Annotated in this window: 18 protein-coding genes; 12 read left to right on the top strand and 6 right to left on the bottom strand. The window is 36.5% G+C overall.

Annotated elements, in window-relative coordinates:
- The first annotated feature begins 172 nt into the window (after positions 1-172).
- From V7121_RS01330 to V7121_RS01310, 5 genes are all read left to right on the top strand, one after another.
- Positions 173-682: a DinB family protein gene (locus V7121_RS01330; RefSeq protein WP_335501279.1), complete on the top strand. Its 510-nt coding sequence runs from the start codon at positions 173-175 to the stop codon at positions 680-682.
- Positions 683-1,020: 338 nt separating this feature from the next.
- A complete protein-coding gene (locus V7121_RS01325) occupies positions 1,021-2,964 on the top strand; it encodes an FAD-dependent oxidoreductase (RefSeq protein WP_335501278.1) in 1,944 nt (647 codons plus the stop codon).
- A 347-nt stretch (positions 2,965-3,311) separates the two neighbouring features.
- Complete coding sequence (locus V7121_RS01320) at positions 3,312-3,575, top strand: metal-sensitive transcriptional regulator (protein ID WP_335501276.1); 264 nt, start codon at positions 3,312-3,314, stop codon at positions 3,573-3,575.
- 82 nt (positions 3,576-3,657) lie between these two features.
- The gene (locus V7121_RS01315; protein WP_335501273.1) at positions 3,658-3,885 is read left to right on the top strand and encodes a sulfurtransferase TusA family protein; all 228 of its coding nucleotides are present in this window, start codon (positions 3,658-3,660) and stop codon (positions 3,883-3,885) included.
- A gap of 55 nt (positions 3,886-3,940) precedes the next feature.
- Positions 3,941-4,420, top strand: coding sequence for a DsrE/DsrF/DrsH-like family protein (locus V7121_RS01310; protein WP_335501271.1), 480 nt, complete (start codon positions 3,941-3,943; stop codon positions 4,418-4,420).
- 241 nt (positions 4,421-4,661) lie between these two features.
- On the opposite strand, the gene V7121_RS01300 is transcribed toward V7121_RS01310, so the two are convergent.
- The 5 genes from V7121_RS01300 to V7121_RS01280 form a co-directional block, all read right to left on the bottom strand.
- Positions 4,662-6,104 carry a L,D-transpeptidase family protein gene (locus V7121_RS01300; RefSeq protein WP_335501270.1) on the bottom strand — a complete coding sequence of 481 codons (1,443 nt, stop codon included), beginning with the start codon at positions 6,102-6,104 and terminating at the stop codon, positions 4,662-4,664.
- A gap of 237 nt (positions 6,105-6,341) precedes the next feature.
- Positions 6,342-6,713, bottom strand: coding sequence for a rhodanese-like domain-containing protein (locus V7121_RS01295; RefSeq protein ID WP_335501268.1), 372 nt, complete (start codon positions 6,711-6,713; stop codon positions 6,342-6,344).
- 256 nt (positions 6,714-6,969) lie between these two features.
- Positions 6,970-7,206: a hypothetical protein gene (locus tag V7121_RS01290; protein ID WP_335501265.1), complete on the bottom strand. Its 237-nt coding sequence runs from the start codon at positions 7,204-7,206 to the stop codon at positions 6,970-6,972.
- A gap of 118 nt (positions 7,207-7,324) precedes the next feature.
- Positions 7,325-8,086: a SagB/ThcOx family dehydrogenase gene (locus V7121_RS01285; RefSeq protein ID WP_335501263.1), complete on the bottom strand. Its 762-nt coding sequence runs from the start codon at positions 8,084-8,086 to the stop codon at positions 7,325-7,327.
- 141 nt (positions 8,087-8,227) lie between these two features.
- Positions 8,228-8,776: a TetR/AcrR family transcriptional regulator gene (locus V7121_RS01280; protein ID WP_335501260.1), complete on the bottom strand. Its 549-nt coding sequence runs from the start codon at positions 8,774-8,776 to the stop codon at positions 8,228-8,230.
- A 215-nt stretch (positions 8,777-8,991) separates the two neighbouring features.
- On the opposite strand from V7121_RS01280, the gene V7121_RS01275 reads away from it, so the two are divergent.
- From V7121_RS01275 to V7121_RS01260, 4 genes are all read left to right on the top strand, one after another.
- Positions 8,992-9,747, top strand: a complete 756-nt coding sequence (locus V7121_RS01275; protein ID WP_335501258.1) for a carboxymuconolactone decarboxylase family protein — start codon at positions 8,992-8,994, stop codon at positions 9,745-9,747.
- A gap of 343 nt (positions 9,748-10,090) precedes the next feature.
- Entirely contained in the window at positions 10,091-10,501 is a 411-nt protein-coding gene (locus V7121_RS01270) for a cupin domain-containing protein (RefSeq protein ID WP_335545460.1), read from the top strand.
- 252 nt (positions 10,502-10,753) lie between these two features.
- Positions 10,754-11,515, top strand: a complete 762-nt coding sequence (locus V7121_RS01265) for an SDR family oxidoreductase (protein WP_335501325.1) — start codon at positions 10,754-10,756, stop codon at positions 11,513-11,515.
- A 188-nt stretch (positions 11,516-11,703) separates the two neighbouring features.
- Positions 11,704-12,276 (top strand): sugar O-acetyltransferase, encoded by a 573-nt coding sequence (locus V7121_RS01260; RefSeq protein WP_335545509.1) that lies wholly within the window; start codon positions 11,704-11,706, stop codon positions 12,274-12,276.
- 57 nt (positions 12,277-12,333) lie between these two features.
- Here the strand turns inward: V7121_RS01260 and V7121_RS01255 are convergent, their stop codons facing one another.
- Positions 12,334-13,725, bottom strand: coding sequence for a PLP-dependent aminotransferase family protein (locus V7121_RS01255; protein WP_335503680.1), 1,392 nt, complete (start codon positions 13,723-13,725; stop codon positions 12,334-12,336).
- 103 nt (positions 13,726-13,828) lie between these two features.
- Between V7121_RS01255 and pdxS the strand changes: the two genes are divergently transcribed.
- The 3 genes from pdxS to V7121_RS01240 all read left to right on the top strand — a co-directional run bounded on the left by pdxS (position 13,829) and on the right by V7121_RS01240 (position 15,873).
- Positions 13,829-14,713, top strand: coding sequence for a pyridoxal 5'-phosphate synthase lyase subunit PdxS (gene pdxS, locus V7121_RS01250; protein WP_335503677.1), 885 nt, complete (start codon positions 13,829-13,831; stop codon positions 14,711-14,713).
- A 1-nt stretch (position 14,714) separates the two neighbouring features.
- Complete coding sequence (gene pdxT, locus V7121_RS01245; RefSeq protein ID WP_335503674.1) at positions 14,715-15,305, top strand: pyridoxal 5'-phosphate synthase glutaminase subunit PdxT; 591 nt, start codon at positions 14,715-14,717, stop codon at positions 15,303-15,305.
- Positions 15,306-15,699: 394 nt separating this feature from the next.
- The gene (locus V7121_RS01240; RefSeq protein ID WP_335503270.1) at positions 15,700-15,873 is read left to right on the top strand and encodes a hypothetical protein; all 174 of its coding nucleotides are present in this window, start codon (positions 15,700-15,702) and stop codon (positions 15,871-15,873) included.
- Positions 15,874-16,750: the final 877 nt, after the last annotated feature.

Raw genomic sequence — 16,750 nt, 5'->3', positions numbered from 1 at the left:
GATTTTAGAGAAGTTGTCTATTGTTTATAAGGAAAATAGTTAATAACGATTCATTTTTGATTTTATATTAAAAATGAAATTATAAAACAACTCATTGAATAATTTTTCAACACTGGGAATATAAACAGAAGAGGAATCTAAGTAGTTATTTCCGAGCGAAGGGAGAAATATCATGAGTAAAATAGAAAATGACAATCTCAATGAAACGAGAAAAAGACTAGTAAATGAAATTACATTTTTAAGTTATGATAAATTTAACTATAGGAATGATATAAATACGTGGAGTATAGCCCAAGTATGTCATCATTTAGTTTTAGTTGAAAAAGCGTCTGCACATGCTATTGCTTTTGGACTAAACAGAATTAACGGTAATAAGAAAGAGCGTAAAGAACTACAATTTGTCTTGGATAGGACGAAAAAGTTGGAGGCACCAGAAATAGTTTATCCAGATGTAGTGCCATTCGAAGTGCAACAGATAATTGATTTGTTAAATTATTCTAGAGTTAAGTTGATGGCCGTTCTAAGTACGGTAGAAGATACGGAAATATTGACAGAAAAATCAGCGAAACATCCTCGCTACGGTGAATTACCTTTAAATCAATGGATTGAATTATTATATTTGCATGAACAGAGACACATAGAACAAATAAAAGAAATAAAAATACTTATAAATGGGAATTAAGAATGGCCGCTTAAATAAGAATATAGTATTAGAAATCCAATCGACAATGTTCGTTTGGATTTTTTTATTTAAATTAATTTTTTACATGTGTAAGGGGACAAATAAATGAAGCAGAAAGGTATCAGTTTGAAGATACAGACATTGATGTAAGTTCGGAAATCCACTGCTTTTATATTGTAAATTGTGAAGATTATGTGAAACTCTTGGAAATATACTTTTACATATATTTTTTGAGTTATATAATACCCATATAGGTATATTACCCATTAGGGTATATCTAAATTGAAATACCATTAAAAAGGAATGACATTAACATTTAGAAATTTGGAGGGAAAAACATGACACAAAAAGTCATTATCGTGGGTGGAGTAGCCGGGGGAGCAACTGCAGCTGCAAGACTAAGAAGAATTAGTGAAGAAGTAGAAGTCGTTCTGGTAGAACGTGGAGAACATATATCATTTGCCAATTGTGGCCTTCCTTACTATATTGGTGAAACAATTAAAGAAAGAAGCAAATTACTAGTGCAAACCGTTAAAGGGATGTCCGATCGTTTTAACATTGATATTCGTAATTTAAGTGAAGTCCTAAGTATTGATCCTTTAAATAAAAAACTTACCATTAAAAATTTGCAAACCGATGAAGTATATGAAGAATCGTATGACAAATTATTATTATCACCTGGAGCAAGACCTATCGTTCCACCTATACAAGGATTAAATGGTAATCACACTTTATTTACTTTAAGGAATATTCCTGACACAGATAAAATCAAAAACTTTGTTGACTCTCAAAATCCCAAAAAAGCAGTTGTCATTGGCGGAGGATTTATTGGAATTGAAATGGCTGAGAATTTGGTTGATAGAGGAATAGACGTAACCATTATTGAAATGGGTAATCAAATTATGGCTCCCTTGGATATTGAGATGGCAAGTATCTTACACACTCATTTACTAGAAAAAGGTGTGAAGTTAATTTTAGAAAATGGTGTCCAATCATTTGCTGACCAAGGAAAAAAGGTGATCCTTGCTGATGGCACAGAAATCGAAACAGATATGACGATCCTCTCGATTGGTGTCACACCTGAAAATGAATTAGCCAAGACCGCTGGATTGGAATTAGGTGTACGTGGAGGAATTGTAGTTAATGATTGGCTTCAAACATCTAATGAGGATATATATGCTGTTGGGGATGCAGTAGAGGTTGTCGATTATATTAGCGGTACAAAGACCATGATTCCATTAGCGGGACCTGCTAACCGACAAGGAAGAATGGCTGCCAATAACATGATGGGGAATAGAGAAAAGTACCAAGGGACTTTAGGTACTTCCATCGCAAAAGTGTTTGACCTAACTGTCGCAGCAACTGGTAATAATGAAAAAACACTAAAGCGCTTAAGCCTGTCATATGAAGTTGTTCATATTCACCCAAGCTCTCATGCAGGCTACTATCCTGGTGCTGCACCAATAGCCTTAAAAATAATTTTTGATAAGGAAACAGGCAAAATCTTTGGCGCACAAGCTGTTGGAGCAGATGGGGTTGACAAGCGAATGGACGTTATTGCTACTGCTATTAAAGGTGGATTAACAGTTGAAGATTTAACGAATCTCGAATTGTCATATGCTCCACCGTATTCTTCCGCAAAAGATCCTGTAAATATAGCCGGATATGTGGCTTCCAATATCATGGAAGGCAAATTAGAAATGATTCAGTGGCATGAAGTAGATGAGATGGTTGCAGGTGGCGGAGTATTAATCGATGTTCGTGAACCAATGGAACGGGAATTTGGATATATCAAGGGTTCATTTAATATCCCTTTAAATGACCTAAGGAATCGATTAGCAGAACTTCCAAAGGAACAGACGATTTATGTCAGCTGTCAAGTTGGATTAAGAGGGTATCTTGCAAGCCGGATTCTAAAAAATAATGGATATCAAGTTAAAAATGTCGATGGCGGCTGGAAAACATATTCCTCTGTATTTGGAACCAATATCAACAAAAATGTTGAGACAGGATCCAACGACCTTGGCGGCACAATTGTAGAAAATACAAAAGAAATTAAGGTTGATACAGTAGTTGACCTTACTGGATTAACTTGTCCGATGCCAATTATTAACCTTAAAAAAGGGATGGATTCATTGGATAGTGGACAAGTTATAGAGCTTCATGTAACGGACAGAGGTGCCCTAAATGACCTTCCTGCTTGGTCAAAAAATGCTGGTCACACCCTTTTAAAAACAGAACAGTATGAAAATATCATTAAATTTTGGATTGCGAAGAATTAAACACCAAGTTCAAATCCTTTAATATTCATGCATAAATTGCTATCTCTTCCAGTCCTGATCATTTAAGTTACCTTGTAGTTTTGATATATCCTTCTTTGACCGCCGTGTAATTGCGGTCTTTTTTCTTCTAAGTGAATTTTTTAAATAAATCAGTTGATGTTATACCTATTGGGGTATAATATAGAACTTGTCAATGACATTGTTCATTGAAGGAGATTTATATGATATTATTATTTTTACAGGTTTCAATTTAACCTTATCTAATATAAAGATATTTCTCGGTTATCGGTGTTCATCGTATCACTTTGAAGGAAAAATAAAAACTAATTGTAAAGGAGGCTAAAACAATGGAATACAATGATCAAATGAAAAATAGAGTAAAACGTATTGAAGGACAGTTACGCGGAATCTTAAAAATGATGGAAGAAAACAAGGACTGTAAAGAAGTGATCACCCAATTATCTGCAACTAGAAGTGCCATCGACCGTACCATTGGGGTTATTGTAAGTTCCAATTTAGTGGAGTGTGTTCAAAAAGCAAATGAACAAGGAGAGAAAAGCATGGAAGAAATGGTAAAAGAAGCTGTGAATCTCCTTGTAAAAAGCCGATAAAAAAGGGTTGACACCCTCTTTTATTTTTACTCCTATGATACCCATAGGGGTAATAACAATAAACAACAAGGAGGAACGAACAATGAATATTGTGAAGGTATTAGATGCAAAGGGTTTAGCATGTCCAATGCCAATTGTAAAAACCAAAAAGGCGATAAATGAAATTGAATCTGGTGAAGTTTTAGAGATTCATACAACAGATAAAGGAGCCATAAATGATCTGACTGCTTGGACAAAATCAGGAGGACATGATTTATTAAACTTCGAAGAAGAAAATGGAATTTTAAAGTTTTGGATTAAAAAAGGATGAATTTTTTTGATTAAAATAATACCCTATTAGGTATAAGTTATCAGGAGGTAAGTTTATGAAAGAAAAGAAGAGAACAACAATCGTTTTATTTAGTGGAGATTACGATAAGGCAATGGCAGCCTATATAATTGCCAATGGTGCTGCTGCTTATGACCATGAAGTAACCATTTTTCATACGTTTTGGGGATTAAATGCCCTTCGGAAAAATGAAAGTGCTCCTGTGAAAAAAGGATTCATGGAAAAAATATTTGGAAAAATGATGCCAAGAGGCGCGGATAAAATGGGGCTGTCTAAAATGAACTTTGCTGGATTTGGTCCTAAAATGATTAAGGATATTATGAAAAAACATAACACGCTACCGCTGCCGCAATTAATCGAAATGGCGCAAGAACAGGATGTAAAACTAGTAGCATGTACCATGACAATGGATTTGTTAGGGCTTAAAGAGGAAGAGTTATTAGAATCAATTGAATATGCAGGAGTTGCAGCTTATTTAGCAGATGCACAGGAAGGTAATGTCAATCTGTTTATTTAAGTCAGATTTGACCAATTTGGCTAGTTTAATTGCTTCGCCGTTAGGCGCTAATTTAGGGGAAAAAGTGAATCCCAGTGTATTGCAAATCATTATGGGGATTTTAATATTTGCTACAGCAGTCAAATCATGGTTGGAAGTTTTATAATTATACAAAAGAAGAAGGAGATACACGATGGTGCATCTCCTTCTTTTATTTATTGAAATACATGTACTGATGCTGTTCTGACAGTCTACCCATGTATCAATAAACGATAACTGGGTCGTAGCTGCTGAGATTGTCATACACCGATTTCATAACGCTTGGCGGGGTGTTGACACAGCCATGCGATCCATTGCTTCGATAGATATTACCACCCCAATTGGATCTCCAGTTAGCATCGTGGAATCCCTGTCCGCCATTCGTAAAAGGGACCCAGTATTGAACGGGTACCTGATAGGTAATTTTTCCGTTTTCTCTTCCCGTTAGGACGGCAGGGGATTGCTTATAAAGGATATACCACACTCCTGGTGATGTATCATGGTGAGTACTACTATTGCCAGTAACCACACTCGTGGTGACCACTAATTTCCCATTTTTGTAAATCCAAATTCGCTGCCTTGCAATGGAGACTTCTGCATACGTATCACCAATCCCATTGTTCTTGACAGCGTCATATCCATAACCCTCACCATTCCAGCCATTTCCGTATATATTTGAGGCGGAAACCGACTTTTTTCCACTCTCAAAAGCTTTAATAATACGTGGGATTTCTTTATCAACATTTATAGCCCAGCCATAGCCTTTAGCTTTAACCGAGATCACCGATCCTGAATGGGTCTTGAATGAGATATCCTTGTTTAATGTGGATTGGGATTGGTTAATTTCAGCAATTTTTTTCTTAATATTACCCTTATCCTTAATCTTAATCTGCAAATCTTTTGAAATAGATGCATTTTTGATTAATTCGCCCGCTTTAAACGTAAAAATCTTATCCTGTACCTTATAATTAACCGTCTGTACGAGAAATTCTTCCAGCCTTTTTTGTTGATTTTTTACAAACTCGCTGTCTTCTTTAATGGGTTGTATGTATGCTGGATTGAGATGGATTTCACTAATATATTCGTGTTTGTCGTAGTCCATCATAAGACTGGCGACATCATATTGTTCTCCGCTTACATGGTTAGTAACTACAATTTTGCCTTGTTCCAAACGTACCACCGCATCTTTTGGCACTTTTAAACTTTTATTCATGGCAAACAGCTTTTCTTCCACCTGCTTTTTCAACGTCTGGTTTCGAAAATGGTCCTGTTTACTAGGCATTATGGAAAAATTATTAGCTTTTGAAGAAGGAATAAACGTATACTGGCCCTTTAATATTTTTTTGAATTGGGGCAGGTCTTTTTCCATAAATCCCATCATGGTATCTTTTCCATCGAAAACTTGTTGATTTCCGACATAGATGGTATTTTTTAATGTAGTTGTTTTTAATTTTTTTAGTGCTTGTTCAGCAGTCATTCCACCGACTTTTATCCCATTAATCTGGATATGTGAATTAAAATGATTTGCTTGATAGTACCAGAATGCTGTAATCAAGAGGATGATAAAGAAGAGGAGACTTCCAGTAATTAACCTCCAATTAGAGTACCACTTTACTGAATTCTCGTGTTTATTGTCCATTTCTTTAATTACTGCTGGGCTTTCCATAAGTTTCCTCCTACACCTGATGATATTCAGACGATTAAAATCATATTTTCCTAAATTACGTTTTTATGTCATAAATTACAGTTGTTTTGCAAAATTGTAATTTATACAACTATTCTACTAAATATCATCGTCGAACATTGTCGGTATTTGTGTATACCTAAATTTTTTATGACTCAACTTTTATTCAGCACAAAACCCATCACCGGGTATGTGATGGGTTTTGTCTTTCTAACTATCTTACTGTTCTATTTCATATCCCCAAGTATTCATTCCACCAGTCATATTGTAAATAGATTTAAAACTATTTGCTGTAAGAATTTCACTTGCTTGGGCAGAACGATTTCCACTACGGCAGACTACTAAATAAGTTGCAGAAGGGTCTAATTCTTTCAAACTATTTTCTAATTCTTGAAGTGGCACTAGGGTTGCATTAGGGATATGCCCTTCCTGGTATTCTTCTACGGTACGGACATCTAATACCACTACTGACTTTTTGTCGATTAATTCTTTGGCTTCATCTGCTGTTACATTCCTGTATCCCTCCATACTGCATGCAGATAGGCCAAGGACTAAAAGTAATACTAAAAAGACAATACTTTTTTTCATCATCAACTAACCACCCTGAGTCAAAATTTTTTTAAAGTAAGCTATTTCTTAAGCACAAACTAAAGTTCCTCTTTATTATACCCTATAGGGTAAAGGTGGATAGGAAGTAAATATGAATAAATTATTAATTTCTGGGGGGAAGTATGAACATGTTTGAATATGAGTTGAAAATGGCGTCACTCATCTAAACTGAATTGAAAAGAATCAGCCTAAAATAAAAATTCTAAGCACCTTAAAGGCACTTAGAATTTTTTTAAACTTAATTATTAATCATACAATCTTTACTTGTTTCTTTTTTCATTTTAGCTATACAATCTTTGTGCACTTCTTTTAATTGTTTATCACTTAAATCAGGATACTTGTCTTGCATCATAGCGAGCATTTCTTTAAAATCTCCCACTTTGCAATCAATTTTATTAGTTGCTGCCATAACTCCAGTTCCCAATCCAAGTAATAAGACTAGGGTAAAAGCACTTGTAACTAATTTTTTCTTCATTAAGGTCCCTCCGGATGTAAAAATTTTTACTACTATCTAATTTTACAATAGTTTTTATATACTCCACGGGGTAATTGTTACAAGTTAAAAAACTTTTAATCTTGAATTAAGTAACACATCATTTTCTTTTTTTTCCAACCGCACCAAGGAAAAGAACAAATTCTTCATCGCCGTCTAAACCTAATACCTCATCGATCAGCTTTTGATCATAGATACCAATAGCACAAGCTCCTGCATCGATAGATTCACTTGCTAAATAAAGGTTTTGAGAAACATGACCAATATCAATCAGGATTTTTTTATGTGCTGAAATATCATACTTCCATTCAGAGCGATATGGAATTGTACTCCATGCAAACACCACAGCAGCCTTTTTTGCGAAATTAGGTACAAATGGTTGATCTAGAGTAATGGCATCAATTTTGTTATCTAATTCATCTAATTCATACATAAATATGAGTTTGTGTTCTACCGGAAGATATCTATAGATTCCTTGTTGGATTCCTTCTACTCTCATAATGAAAAGATAGGTTTCAAAAGTATGTGTTGCACCGCTACATGGTACAGTTCGTAGTGTAAATCCGGCCTTATTGGTTGCAGTTATCCCTTGGGTAGCCCATAAAAGATAGGATAACTCATCAAGACTTAAATTATCTTCAGAATAGAATCTTGTACTTCTTCTATCCTTTATGCATTCGTAAACATTTTGCCTTGTTATAACGTCTTCATTAATTTCTGGCAAATCAACAACGATGGAAGAAGGGGAATAAGGCTTTGAGGTCGGCGGTTTTGGTAGACCCTTTATTTTATCTGTTTTAATGTGTGTAAATTCAAGAAAGTTAGATTTTAAGAAACTCCTTTGTTGTTCATATCGTCCCATGTTAAAGCCTCCTATGATGTCTATACTTTATAAAATTATACCCGTTTCGGTATTTATTTCCGTGACCTACATCATAGTTTACAATTTGTTCACTTTTACCAAAGAAATGATAATAGGGATACTATTAGAATCGTTGTTTTATTAATCTAAGTTCCTATCTAACAATGCCCCCGTTTGTTCTGCCATCACACGAGCTGACAAAGGCATTCCATTCTTGAACCACCATTCCACTGCTCCTACGACCGCTGAACCAAAAAATTGAAGAATAACCTCATCACTTAACAGCTGATTTTTTCCTTCGGTTGTATCTACTTCCGCTTTAAACTCTTCGATAACTAAATCAAGAAACCGGCTCCTAAAATAAGGGGCACCTTTACTCGCTAACATGGTTGAAAAAAATAAATAATGACGCTCAAAGTACTCGTACCAGACATAATTTCCTTCTTGAAAATTCATCTCAGATGCCGATTTGCAGAGTTCCCGGAGATTGTCCATATGTTCTTCAATCATCTTATCCAATAGATCGTATTTATCCGTGTAATGAAGATAAATGGTGCCTCGATTAACATCTGCTCTGTCAGCAATATCCTGAATGGTTATGTTATCAAAACTTTTTTCAGACATTAGTTCAATAACAGCATTTTTTATCGCTACTTGGCTTTTGGCTATTCTTCTATCAACTTTAGACATTTTAATTCACCAATCTTTCTAAATACTCAACACTTTTACTTGATTTGTTGAGTAGTCAACGAATTGCGTTAATTTAACCATTGAAAGTATGCAGGGCTTTTTTATAATTATAAACAGATGTTGATTAATCAATCAATATTGATTTTTAAAGCATCAAGTTTAGCTTAACCTTTGGAATATAAAAAGAATATGAACTTAAAACAGGAGGGTTATTTATGGACCGTGTTCAAAAGAGCAAGGAAAAATATATACAGTTATTTGGAAATGAAATACCAGCTGCATACGCTACTGACCCTGATTTCCAGGACATCCTTAGCCACTTCATTTTTGGGGAAGTTTTCTATCAAGGGTTTCTGGATGACAAGCAACGTGAGTTAATCACTTTAGTAGTACTTACAACGAACCAGACGTTGCCTCAGCTTAAGGCAAATGTAGCTGCGGCATTGAACGTTGGTCTGACACCTGTGGAAATTAAAGAGGCTGTTTACCAGTGTGCTCCATACATTGGGTTTCCCAAAACATTAAATGCCATCAATGAAGTCAATGAGGTTTTCAAATCACAAAATATTATATTACCAATTGAAAGCCAAAAACAGGTTGATGAAGAAAATCGCTTTGACAAGGGACTTTCAGTACAGGTAGAGATTTTTGGAGAGGTCATTACAAAAATGCAAGAGAGTGCCCCATCAAATCAAAAGCATATCCAGGAATACCTATCCGCTTTTTGCTTCGGAGATTTCTACACTCGTGAAGGACTTGATTTGAAAACAAGGGAGTTGTTGACCCTCTGCATCGTAAGTAGTTTAGGCGGTGCCGAAGGTCAAGTAAAGGCACATGTGCAGGGTAACAAAAATGTAGGCAATGACAAGGAAAAATTAATTACTGCCATCACTCACTGCCTCCCATATATGGGCTTTCCAAGAACACTGAACGCGTTAGGTTGTATAAATGAGGTTTTATCTGATATTTAGTAAATACCAAAATGGGAGATGGGAAACCAAATTATACAAGAAAAGATACTATTAAAAATATGTGAGGGAGATAAAAGTATGTTTAACGAAACTTTCAAAATATCAAACGCTGTAGAAATCCCCAAATTAGGTCTTGGTATTTGGCTACTGCAATCCAAATCATATGAGAAATAATGCAGAGCTTGACTTTACTATCAGTAATAAAGATATGGAAACTTTGAAGAATGAAGAGCACATCCAGAATTATGGGGAGCAAAGCTTCTTCCCGGTATTTAGCGGGAAATTAAAATAAAAAGTAAACCTATGATTAACAATCAAAATTTATTTATTGGAGGAAATAAAAATGGCAAAACATGAAGAAGTAAAATATGGAGTTATTTTTCCAGTAGGAGAGAAAAATGAAGCATATGCACAATTTTTTGTGGGACAAAGTTATCTTAAAGGATTAGTTGCAGATCCTAAAGTGAATGTTGGTGTAGGGAATGTGACCTTTGAACCAGGATGCAGAAATAACTGGCATATCCATCATGATGGGTTCCAAATTTTATTAGTAACTGGCGGCGAGGGTTGGTACCAAGAAGAAGGAAAGCCTGCTCAATTCTTAAAAGCTGGTGATGTTATTGTTACTCACGATGGTGTAAAACATTGGCATGGCGCTACAAATAACAGTTGGTTTGAACACATTGCAATAACTGCAGGCACGCCTGAATGGTTGGAACCAGTATCAGATGAGGAATATAACAAAGTAAAATAAATAGATGAAGCAAAGGAGCCCTGTGTTATACAGGGCTCTTAAGCTCTTCCATTTTAAATCTCTTCCTATCTTCCTCGCAAACCCTGTAAGGACACCAAGAACAAAACTTGTTCTTTTTCAATAAAAGGATGCCGGCATCCTTTATAGAACTTATGAGAAATGTATTCAACAGGCAGAATTTATAATTAGTGAAAAGGGAGAATAATTAATATGTTATAAGTAATGAGTAACGTTAATCGAAAGAGGGATATGATGAAACTATCAGGGAATACAATACTTATTACAGGTGGGGCAGCAGGAATCGGGTTTGCGTTTGCCGAAAGATTCATAAAATCAGGCAATAAAGTCATTGTCTGTGGCAGGCGTGAAGGAAAACTTCAGGAAGCAAAGGGGAAATATCCTGAACTGATTACCCGTGTTTGTGATGTCACAAAAGAATCTGATCGAATTGCCTTGTTCGACTGGGTTAAGGGCGAGCACCCCGATGTGAATGTGCTTGTAAACAACGCAGGCATACAGCAGCGCTATCATGTACTTAAAACGAACACGGAGGAAGATTGGAGCTATTACAGTCAAGAAATAGCGTCTAACATCGAGGCACCCTTTCATTTGTGTATGCTATTTGCACCGTACTTTGCTAATAAAGAATATGGGGCTATCCTTAATGTATCATCCGGTTTAGCGTTTACCCCGATGGCGATTGCACCAATATATTCAGCAACAAAAGCAGCGGTGCATTCATTTACGATGAGCTTACGGCACCAGCTTGAAGAGACGGCCATTGAGGTAATCGAAATTGCGCCACCGGCAGTTAATACTGATTTAGGCGGTACTGGCCTGCATACCTTTGGCACCCCAGTAGATGAATTCGCAGATGGAATATTTAAAGGTTTAGAAGCTGGAAAAACAGAAATTGGTTATGCGCGTGCTGAAAAAGCGATGAGGATGTCCCGAGATGAAATTGATGAGACTGTAAAGGCCATGTACGCCAACTTAAAAAATACAATTCTCTAATGATTAAAGGTGCTACCAGTGTAGATCCTAATTGGTGAATAACGAACCACTACTAGATGGTGAGGATATGCACATAATTTTACCTAAATTTGGTAACATGGGATTAGATGTCTCAAGGCTTTGGGGCTGGAAGGTAACAGTAATATAAATAGAGTGGCAGTCGCAAGATGAGTTATAGGAGTGAACAAATGAATATTAATGATTTCTTAGCACACTTGAACCAAGGTAAGACAGTCGAGAGTGGTTCGGAAATGTTCCAGATGATGCACTATCTTTCGCAAGAAGCATTGAAGTTAACCGCTGAGTTAAATGGACACTATCATACTCCTGAAGAAATCCGGGAACTATTTTCTCAGTTGACAGGTAAACAAGTGGATCAAACATTTGCCATGTTTCCTCCTTTTTATACAGACTGCGGGAAGAATATTACTATCGGCAAAAATGTCTTTATGAACTCGGGTTGCAAATTACAGGATCAGGGCGGCATTACAATTGGTGATGGAGTTCTCATTGGGCATAATGTCGTGTTAGCAACTCTCAATCACGACATGGATCCACAAAAGCGCAGCACATTGCATCCTGCACCAATTATAATTGGTAACAATGTCTGGATTGGAGCAAATGCCACTGTGCTTCCTGGTGTGACCATTGGTGATGGAGCCATCATCGCAGCTGGTGCAGTTGTAACCAAGGATGTACCTGAAAATATCATTGTTGGCGGTGTGCCTGCTAAAAAGATCAAAAGCATTGAAGGATTTTAATTAATATAAAAATAACCTAAGTCCTGTAGAGATAGAGACTTAGGTTATTTAATTTCACTAGTAGTTCCAACATCTCATTAATTGGTGGATGCCTTTCTCAATCTGGTCAAATGGAATTCCGCCGAATCCTAATAAAAAAGTTGGATATGGATAGTCAATGGGACTTAATTGATAATCACTTACCGGATAGATGGCAATGTGGTCCTTTGCCGCTATTTCTTTTAGCTCATCTTCGCCTTTTGACAGGGGGACGGAAATTAAAATGTGCATGCCTGCCAGGTCGCCTGTGATCATGACATCCGGATAATACGTTTTTAATATCTCAGTTAATTTCTCATGTTTTTTGCGATAAATTTTCCTCATCCTGTTTAAGTGCTTGGAAAAATTACCTTCTCTCATAAAGTCAGCTAAAATATGCTGATCGAATCTCGGTACGGTTGAGGAGTAAAAACTGAATGTCTCCTTATATTTTTGCAGTAAGGTTGATGGTAAAACAAAATAAGCCACACGTAAGGAAGGCATTAATGATTTGGTAAACGTGCCCAAATAAATAACTTTTCCGTTTTGGTCTAACCCTTGTAAAGCGGGAATAGGTTTTCCGATATAACGAAACTCGCTATCATAATCGTCTTCAATGATGTAGCGGCTTTTATCCTTTGCGGCCCAGTTTAATAGCTGGGTTCTTCTTGTTGCGGATAGGACGGCACCCGTAGGGAACTGATGGGAAGGGGTTATGTAAACAATATTGGCCATTGTTTTTTCCAGTTCATCCACGACTAAACCATTTTCATCGACCGGAATAGAGATGGCTCTATTTTGCATTTGTATTTTAGGTATAGCCGAATAGCCAGGATTTTCAAGGGCGAATTTCAAATCATTTCCAAGTAACCTTAAAATCATCGGAAGCAGCTGTTCCGTTCCCGAACCAATGACAATCTGTTCGGGGATGCAGACAATCCCTCTCGATTGATAAAGATATTTGGCAATTTCCACTCTTAGTGCGAACTCTCCTTGCGGGTCTCCAATTTCCAATAACTCTTTTGAATGGCTGTCATATAGATTTTTTGCATATTTCCGCCAAAGTGAAAAAGGAAAGGAGTCGGCATCAATTTTCCCGGGATGGAAGTCAAATTGAACGATTTTTTTCTCAACCTTTCCTACAGGTATATTTAGGAGTTCTTTTTCAATATAGGGTAATTCGTCGATCTCTTCCACGAAAAAACCGATCCGCGGTTTGGATACCACATAGCCTTCTGCCATGAGCTGGGCATAGGCAATTTCAATGGTGGTTTGGCTGATATTTAAAAATTCTGCTAATTTTTTCTTCGATGGCAATTTGGTTCCCACTTCAATTTGTTTTTGGATAATCGCATCTTTGATCCCAGTATAGAGCTGTTCATACAATGGTTTTTCGGTATCATTATCCAACTTAAACATGAGCATATCCATTCACAATTCCCTCCACTGACCACATTGTTTTTCTTGAAACTGAACCTTTTCATGTAGTCAATTTCAATTATACTAGGAATTATAAATGAATGGAGGTTATTTTATGAAACTAGTAGGAACCGACAAAGTAAAACGCGGAATGGCTGAAATGCAAAAAGGCGGCGTTATTATGGATGTCATTAATGCCGAACAGGCAAGAATTGCTGAGGCTGCTGGTGCAGTTGCAGTTATGGCATTGGAGCGGGTACCATCCGATATCCGTGCAGCTGGTGGGGTAGCCCGAATGGCAGATCCACGTATTGTAGAGGAAGTGTTGAACGCTGTTACTATTCCTGTCATGGCAAAGGCACGGATAGGCCACATTGTTGAAGCGCGGGTATTGGAAGCAATGGGCGTCGATTACATAGATGAAAGCGAAGTATTAACACCTGCAGATGAAGAATTTCATTTATTAAAAAGCGACTATACTGTACCTTTTGTTTGCGGGTGCCGCGATTTAGGGGAAGCCGCACGTCGCATTGGCGAAGGAGCTTCCATGTTACGGACAAAAGGGGAACCGGGTACCGGAAATATTGTTGAGGCGGTTCGTCATATTCGCAAAGTGAATGCCCAAGTAAGACGCGTGGTCGGTATGAATACGGATGAACTAATGACGGAAGCAAAAAATTTAGGAGCACCATTTGAATTATTGCTAGAAATTAAAAAATTGGGGAGACTGCCTGTTGTTAATTTTGCTGCCGGCGGGGTGGCGACACCTGCAGATGCCGCTTTAATGATGGAACTTGGAGCTGATGGTGTATTTGTTGGATCAGGTATCTTCAAATCCGATAATCCAGAAAAATTCGCACGGGCCATTGTAGAAGCTACAACAAACTACCGAGATTATAAATTGATTGCCGAAATTTCAAAAGAGCTCGGGACACCGATGAAAGGGATTGAAATTTCCACGCTAGAAGCAAAAGACCGTATGCAGGAACGTGGTTGGTAAAATGCTGAAAATTGGGGTACTTGCATTACAAGGTGCAATCAGAGAGCATATAAGACAAATTGAAGAACTAGGCTGTAAGGCCATTTCAGTTAAATCGGCTGAAGATCTAAAAGAATTGAATGGTCTTGTGCTGCCTGGCGGAGAAAGTACAACAATGCGGAAACTGCTGGACCGATACGAGTTGCTTGAACCCATTCGTGTTTTAGCCGCCGGTGGAGTTCCGATGTTTGGAACATGTGCAGGCCTGATTTTACTGGCAAAAGAAATCGTTGGCTATGATACTCCACACCTGGGGGTAATGGACATCGTTGTCGAACGGAATTCATTTGGCCGCCAAGTGGATAGTTTTGAAGTCGAGATGTCCATCAGAGGGGTAGGAGAGGATGTTCCCGCTGTTTTCATCCGGGCACCGCATATCGTGGCTGCTGGTGAAGATGTTGAAATTCTGGCAAAACATGAAGAGCGCATTGTTTTAGCACGCGATGGTCAATTTTTAGGATGTTCCTTTCATCCAGAATTAACAGAGGATCTAAGAATTATGAAGTATTTTATTGAAATGGTGCGAGAGAATACAAATGTTATAGCTCATTAGATGCCTTAGTGACGCCGATTGGTGATAAAGACCAGTCGGCGTATTTTTATGGGTAAACTTATTCAGCAATCACTACTTTTAAAATAAAAGAAAAACAATTTTTCAGTAAAATAAACTTTTTAGATTAATAAGGCAAAATATTTTTGCGGATAAATTTTCAAATAAGCAAAAATATTTTGCCTATTTATTATTTAAACTCTATAAAATGCATATTTACATTGGAAAGTAGGATTTGGCACAAAATTTGCATTATAAAAGATAAAAAAGAATTGGAGGAAATACCAATGCCGAATTCATAAAAGCATGAACAATTTGTTGGCTTTTATATATTTGATTTTTCCATCTAAATTCTCAAGACATTAAAAAACTATCTATTTAATTGGGGGATTTATTCATGTGGATCATTACTGTCCATTCTATGGACGATGTTAAAATGTTTGAGTTTAACACTCAAGAAGAAGCAAAAGCATCTTATGAGAGAATACAAGGGAGTAAATTCCTGACGGAAGTTATTTACTTTAATGATTTTTCTATAGCCAAAAACAGTCAGCTTCCAATTGTTAAATGAACACAATTTGTAAATTACTGAACAAATCGGTTACCGATAAGAAACTCATGCAACTGACTACGAAATGAAGCAGCTCCCTTACTTTTTAACATCGTTGAAAAGAATAAATAGTGACTTTCAAGGTATTCGAACCAAGGCAGATTCGCATCTTTATATCCTGCAGCGGAGGTTGCTTCGGGAAGAGCGTAAAAAGATCATCATTAACGATGGTCTTTTTAAATATATAATTTTCTGTTTATCAAAAAAAAGATTCTTTAAAAAGATGGAAAGGGTGAGTCGAGCCCGCCTGTCACAAAGCGTAGATTAATTTAGAATATTTAACAAAGATTATTATTTTCAGTTATAATTGAAACTAATTATTAAAGATTATGGGAGTAATCAGGTAATAAAATGAAGATATATGAGCTAAAAAATAATTTTAAACAGTTTAAAAAGGGAACACAATTCTACTTAATTGCTGAATCTGAATTTATCGGAGTAAAAGATTTTGTTTTACGAACGCAAGATTTAGCAGTCAGGATTTCACTTAATGAAAAGGAGTTACAAAAAAATTTCATATTATTGAAGTGCTAAAGAGCTGAAAAAAGTCGATATTCCGATTAGGAACATCGACTTTTCTTCAATAATTTAGACATATCTCTCAAATACAGAAATATCTCATAACAGCATTATAGGGGAGTCCATAATAGGTGTCTAAATTGGGTTGGTATTAAGCGTGTACCGTAGAAAACACCTAATCGTTAATATCTGACATTAATATCGTAGAACAAGAAGAATGACGTGTGATACAAAAGTACTTAATATGAAAACGCCTAAATTATAACATTTACGATCAATATTAAGGACTTTTGCGTTAAAAATAGTATTTTTATTCATG

Source organism: Neobacillus drentensis, from assembly GCF_036962125.1.
GTDB lineage: Bacteria > Bacillota > Bacilli > Bacillales > Cytobacillaceae > Neobacillus > Neobacillus drentensis_B.
Note: the sequence above shows the minus strand (reverse complement) of the source record. Positions and strands in the feature narration are given on the sequence as shown.

Excerpts from the sequence above, each read along its gene's own strand:
- V7121_RS01330 (WP_335501279.1), top strand. The coding sequence starts at position 173 with ATGAGTAAAATAGAAAATGACAATCTCAATGAAACGAGAAAAAGACTA.
- V7121_RS01325 (WP_335501278.1), top strand. The coding sequence starts at position 1,021 with ATGACACAAAAAGTCATTATCGTGGGTGGAGTAGCCGGGGGAGCAACT.
- V7121_RS01320 (WP_335501276.1), top strand. The coding sequence starts at position 3,312 with ATGGAATACAATGATCAAATGAAAAATAGAGTAAAACGTATTGAAGGA.
- V7121_RS01315 (WP_335501273.1), top strand. The coding sequence starts at position 3,658 with ATGAATATTGTGAAGGTATTAGATGCAAAGGGTTTAGCATGTCCAATG.
- V7121_RS01310 (WP_335501271.1), top strand. The coding sequence starts at position 3,941 with ATGAAAGAAAAGAAGAGAACAACAATCGTTTTATTTAGTGGAGATTAC.
- V7121_RS01300 (WP_335501270.1), bottom strand. The coding sequence starts at position 6,104 with ATGGAAAGCCCAGCAGTAATTAAAGAAATGGACAATAAACACGAGAAT.
- V7121_RS01295 (WP_335501268.1), bottom strand. The coding sequence starts at position 6,713 with ATGATGAAAAAAAGTATTGTCTTTTTAGTATTACTTTTAGTCCTTGGC.
- V7121_RS01290 (WP_335501265.1), bottom strand. The coding sequence starts at position 7,206 with ATGAAGAAAAAATTAGTTACAAGTGCTTTTACCCTAGTCTTATTACTT.
- V7121_RS01285 (WP_335501263.1), bottom strand. The coding sequence starts at position 8,086 with ATGGGACGATATGAACAACAAAGGAGTTTCTTAAAATCTAACTTTCTT.
- V7121_RS01280 (WP_335501260.1), bottom strand. The coding sequence starts at position 8,776 with ATGTCTAAAGTTGATAGAAGAATAGCCAAAAGCCAAGTAGCGATAAAA.
- V7121_RS01275 (WP_335501258.1), top strand. The coding sequence starts at position 8,992 with ATGGACCGTGTTCAAAAGAGCAAGGAAAAATATATACAGTTATTTGGA.
- V7121_RS01270 (WP_335545460.1), top strand. The coding sequence starts at position 10,091 with ATGGCAAAACATGAAGAAGTAAAATATGGAGTTATTTTTCCAGTAGGA.
- V7121_RS01265 (WP_335501325.1), top strand. The coding sequence starts at position 10,754 with ATGAAACTATCAGGGAATACAATACTTATTACAGGTGGGGCAGCAGGA.
- V7121_RS01260 (WP_335545509.1), top strand. The coding sequence starts at position 11,704 with ATGAATATTAATGATTTCTTAGCACACTTGAACCAAGGTAAGACAGTC.
- V7121_RS01255 (WP_335503680.1), bottom strand. The coding sequence starts at position 13,725 with ATGGATATGCTCATGTTTAAGTTGGATAATGATACCGAAAAACCATTG.
- pdxS (WP_335503677.1), top strand. The coding sequence starts at position 13,829 with ATGAAACTAGTAGGAACCGACAAAGTAAAACGCGGAATGGCTGAAATG.
- pdxT (WP_335503674.1), top strand. The coding sequence starts at position 14,715 with ATGCTGAAAATTGGGGTACTTGCATTACAAGGTGCAATCAGAGAGCAT.
- V7121_RS01240 (WP_335503270.1), top strand. The coding sequence starts at position 15,700 with ATGTGGATCATTACTGTCCATTCTATGGACGATGTTAAAATGTTTGAG.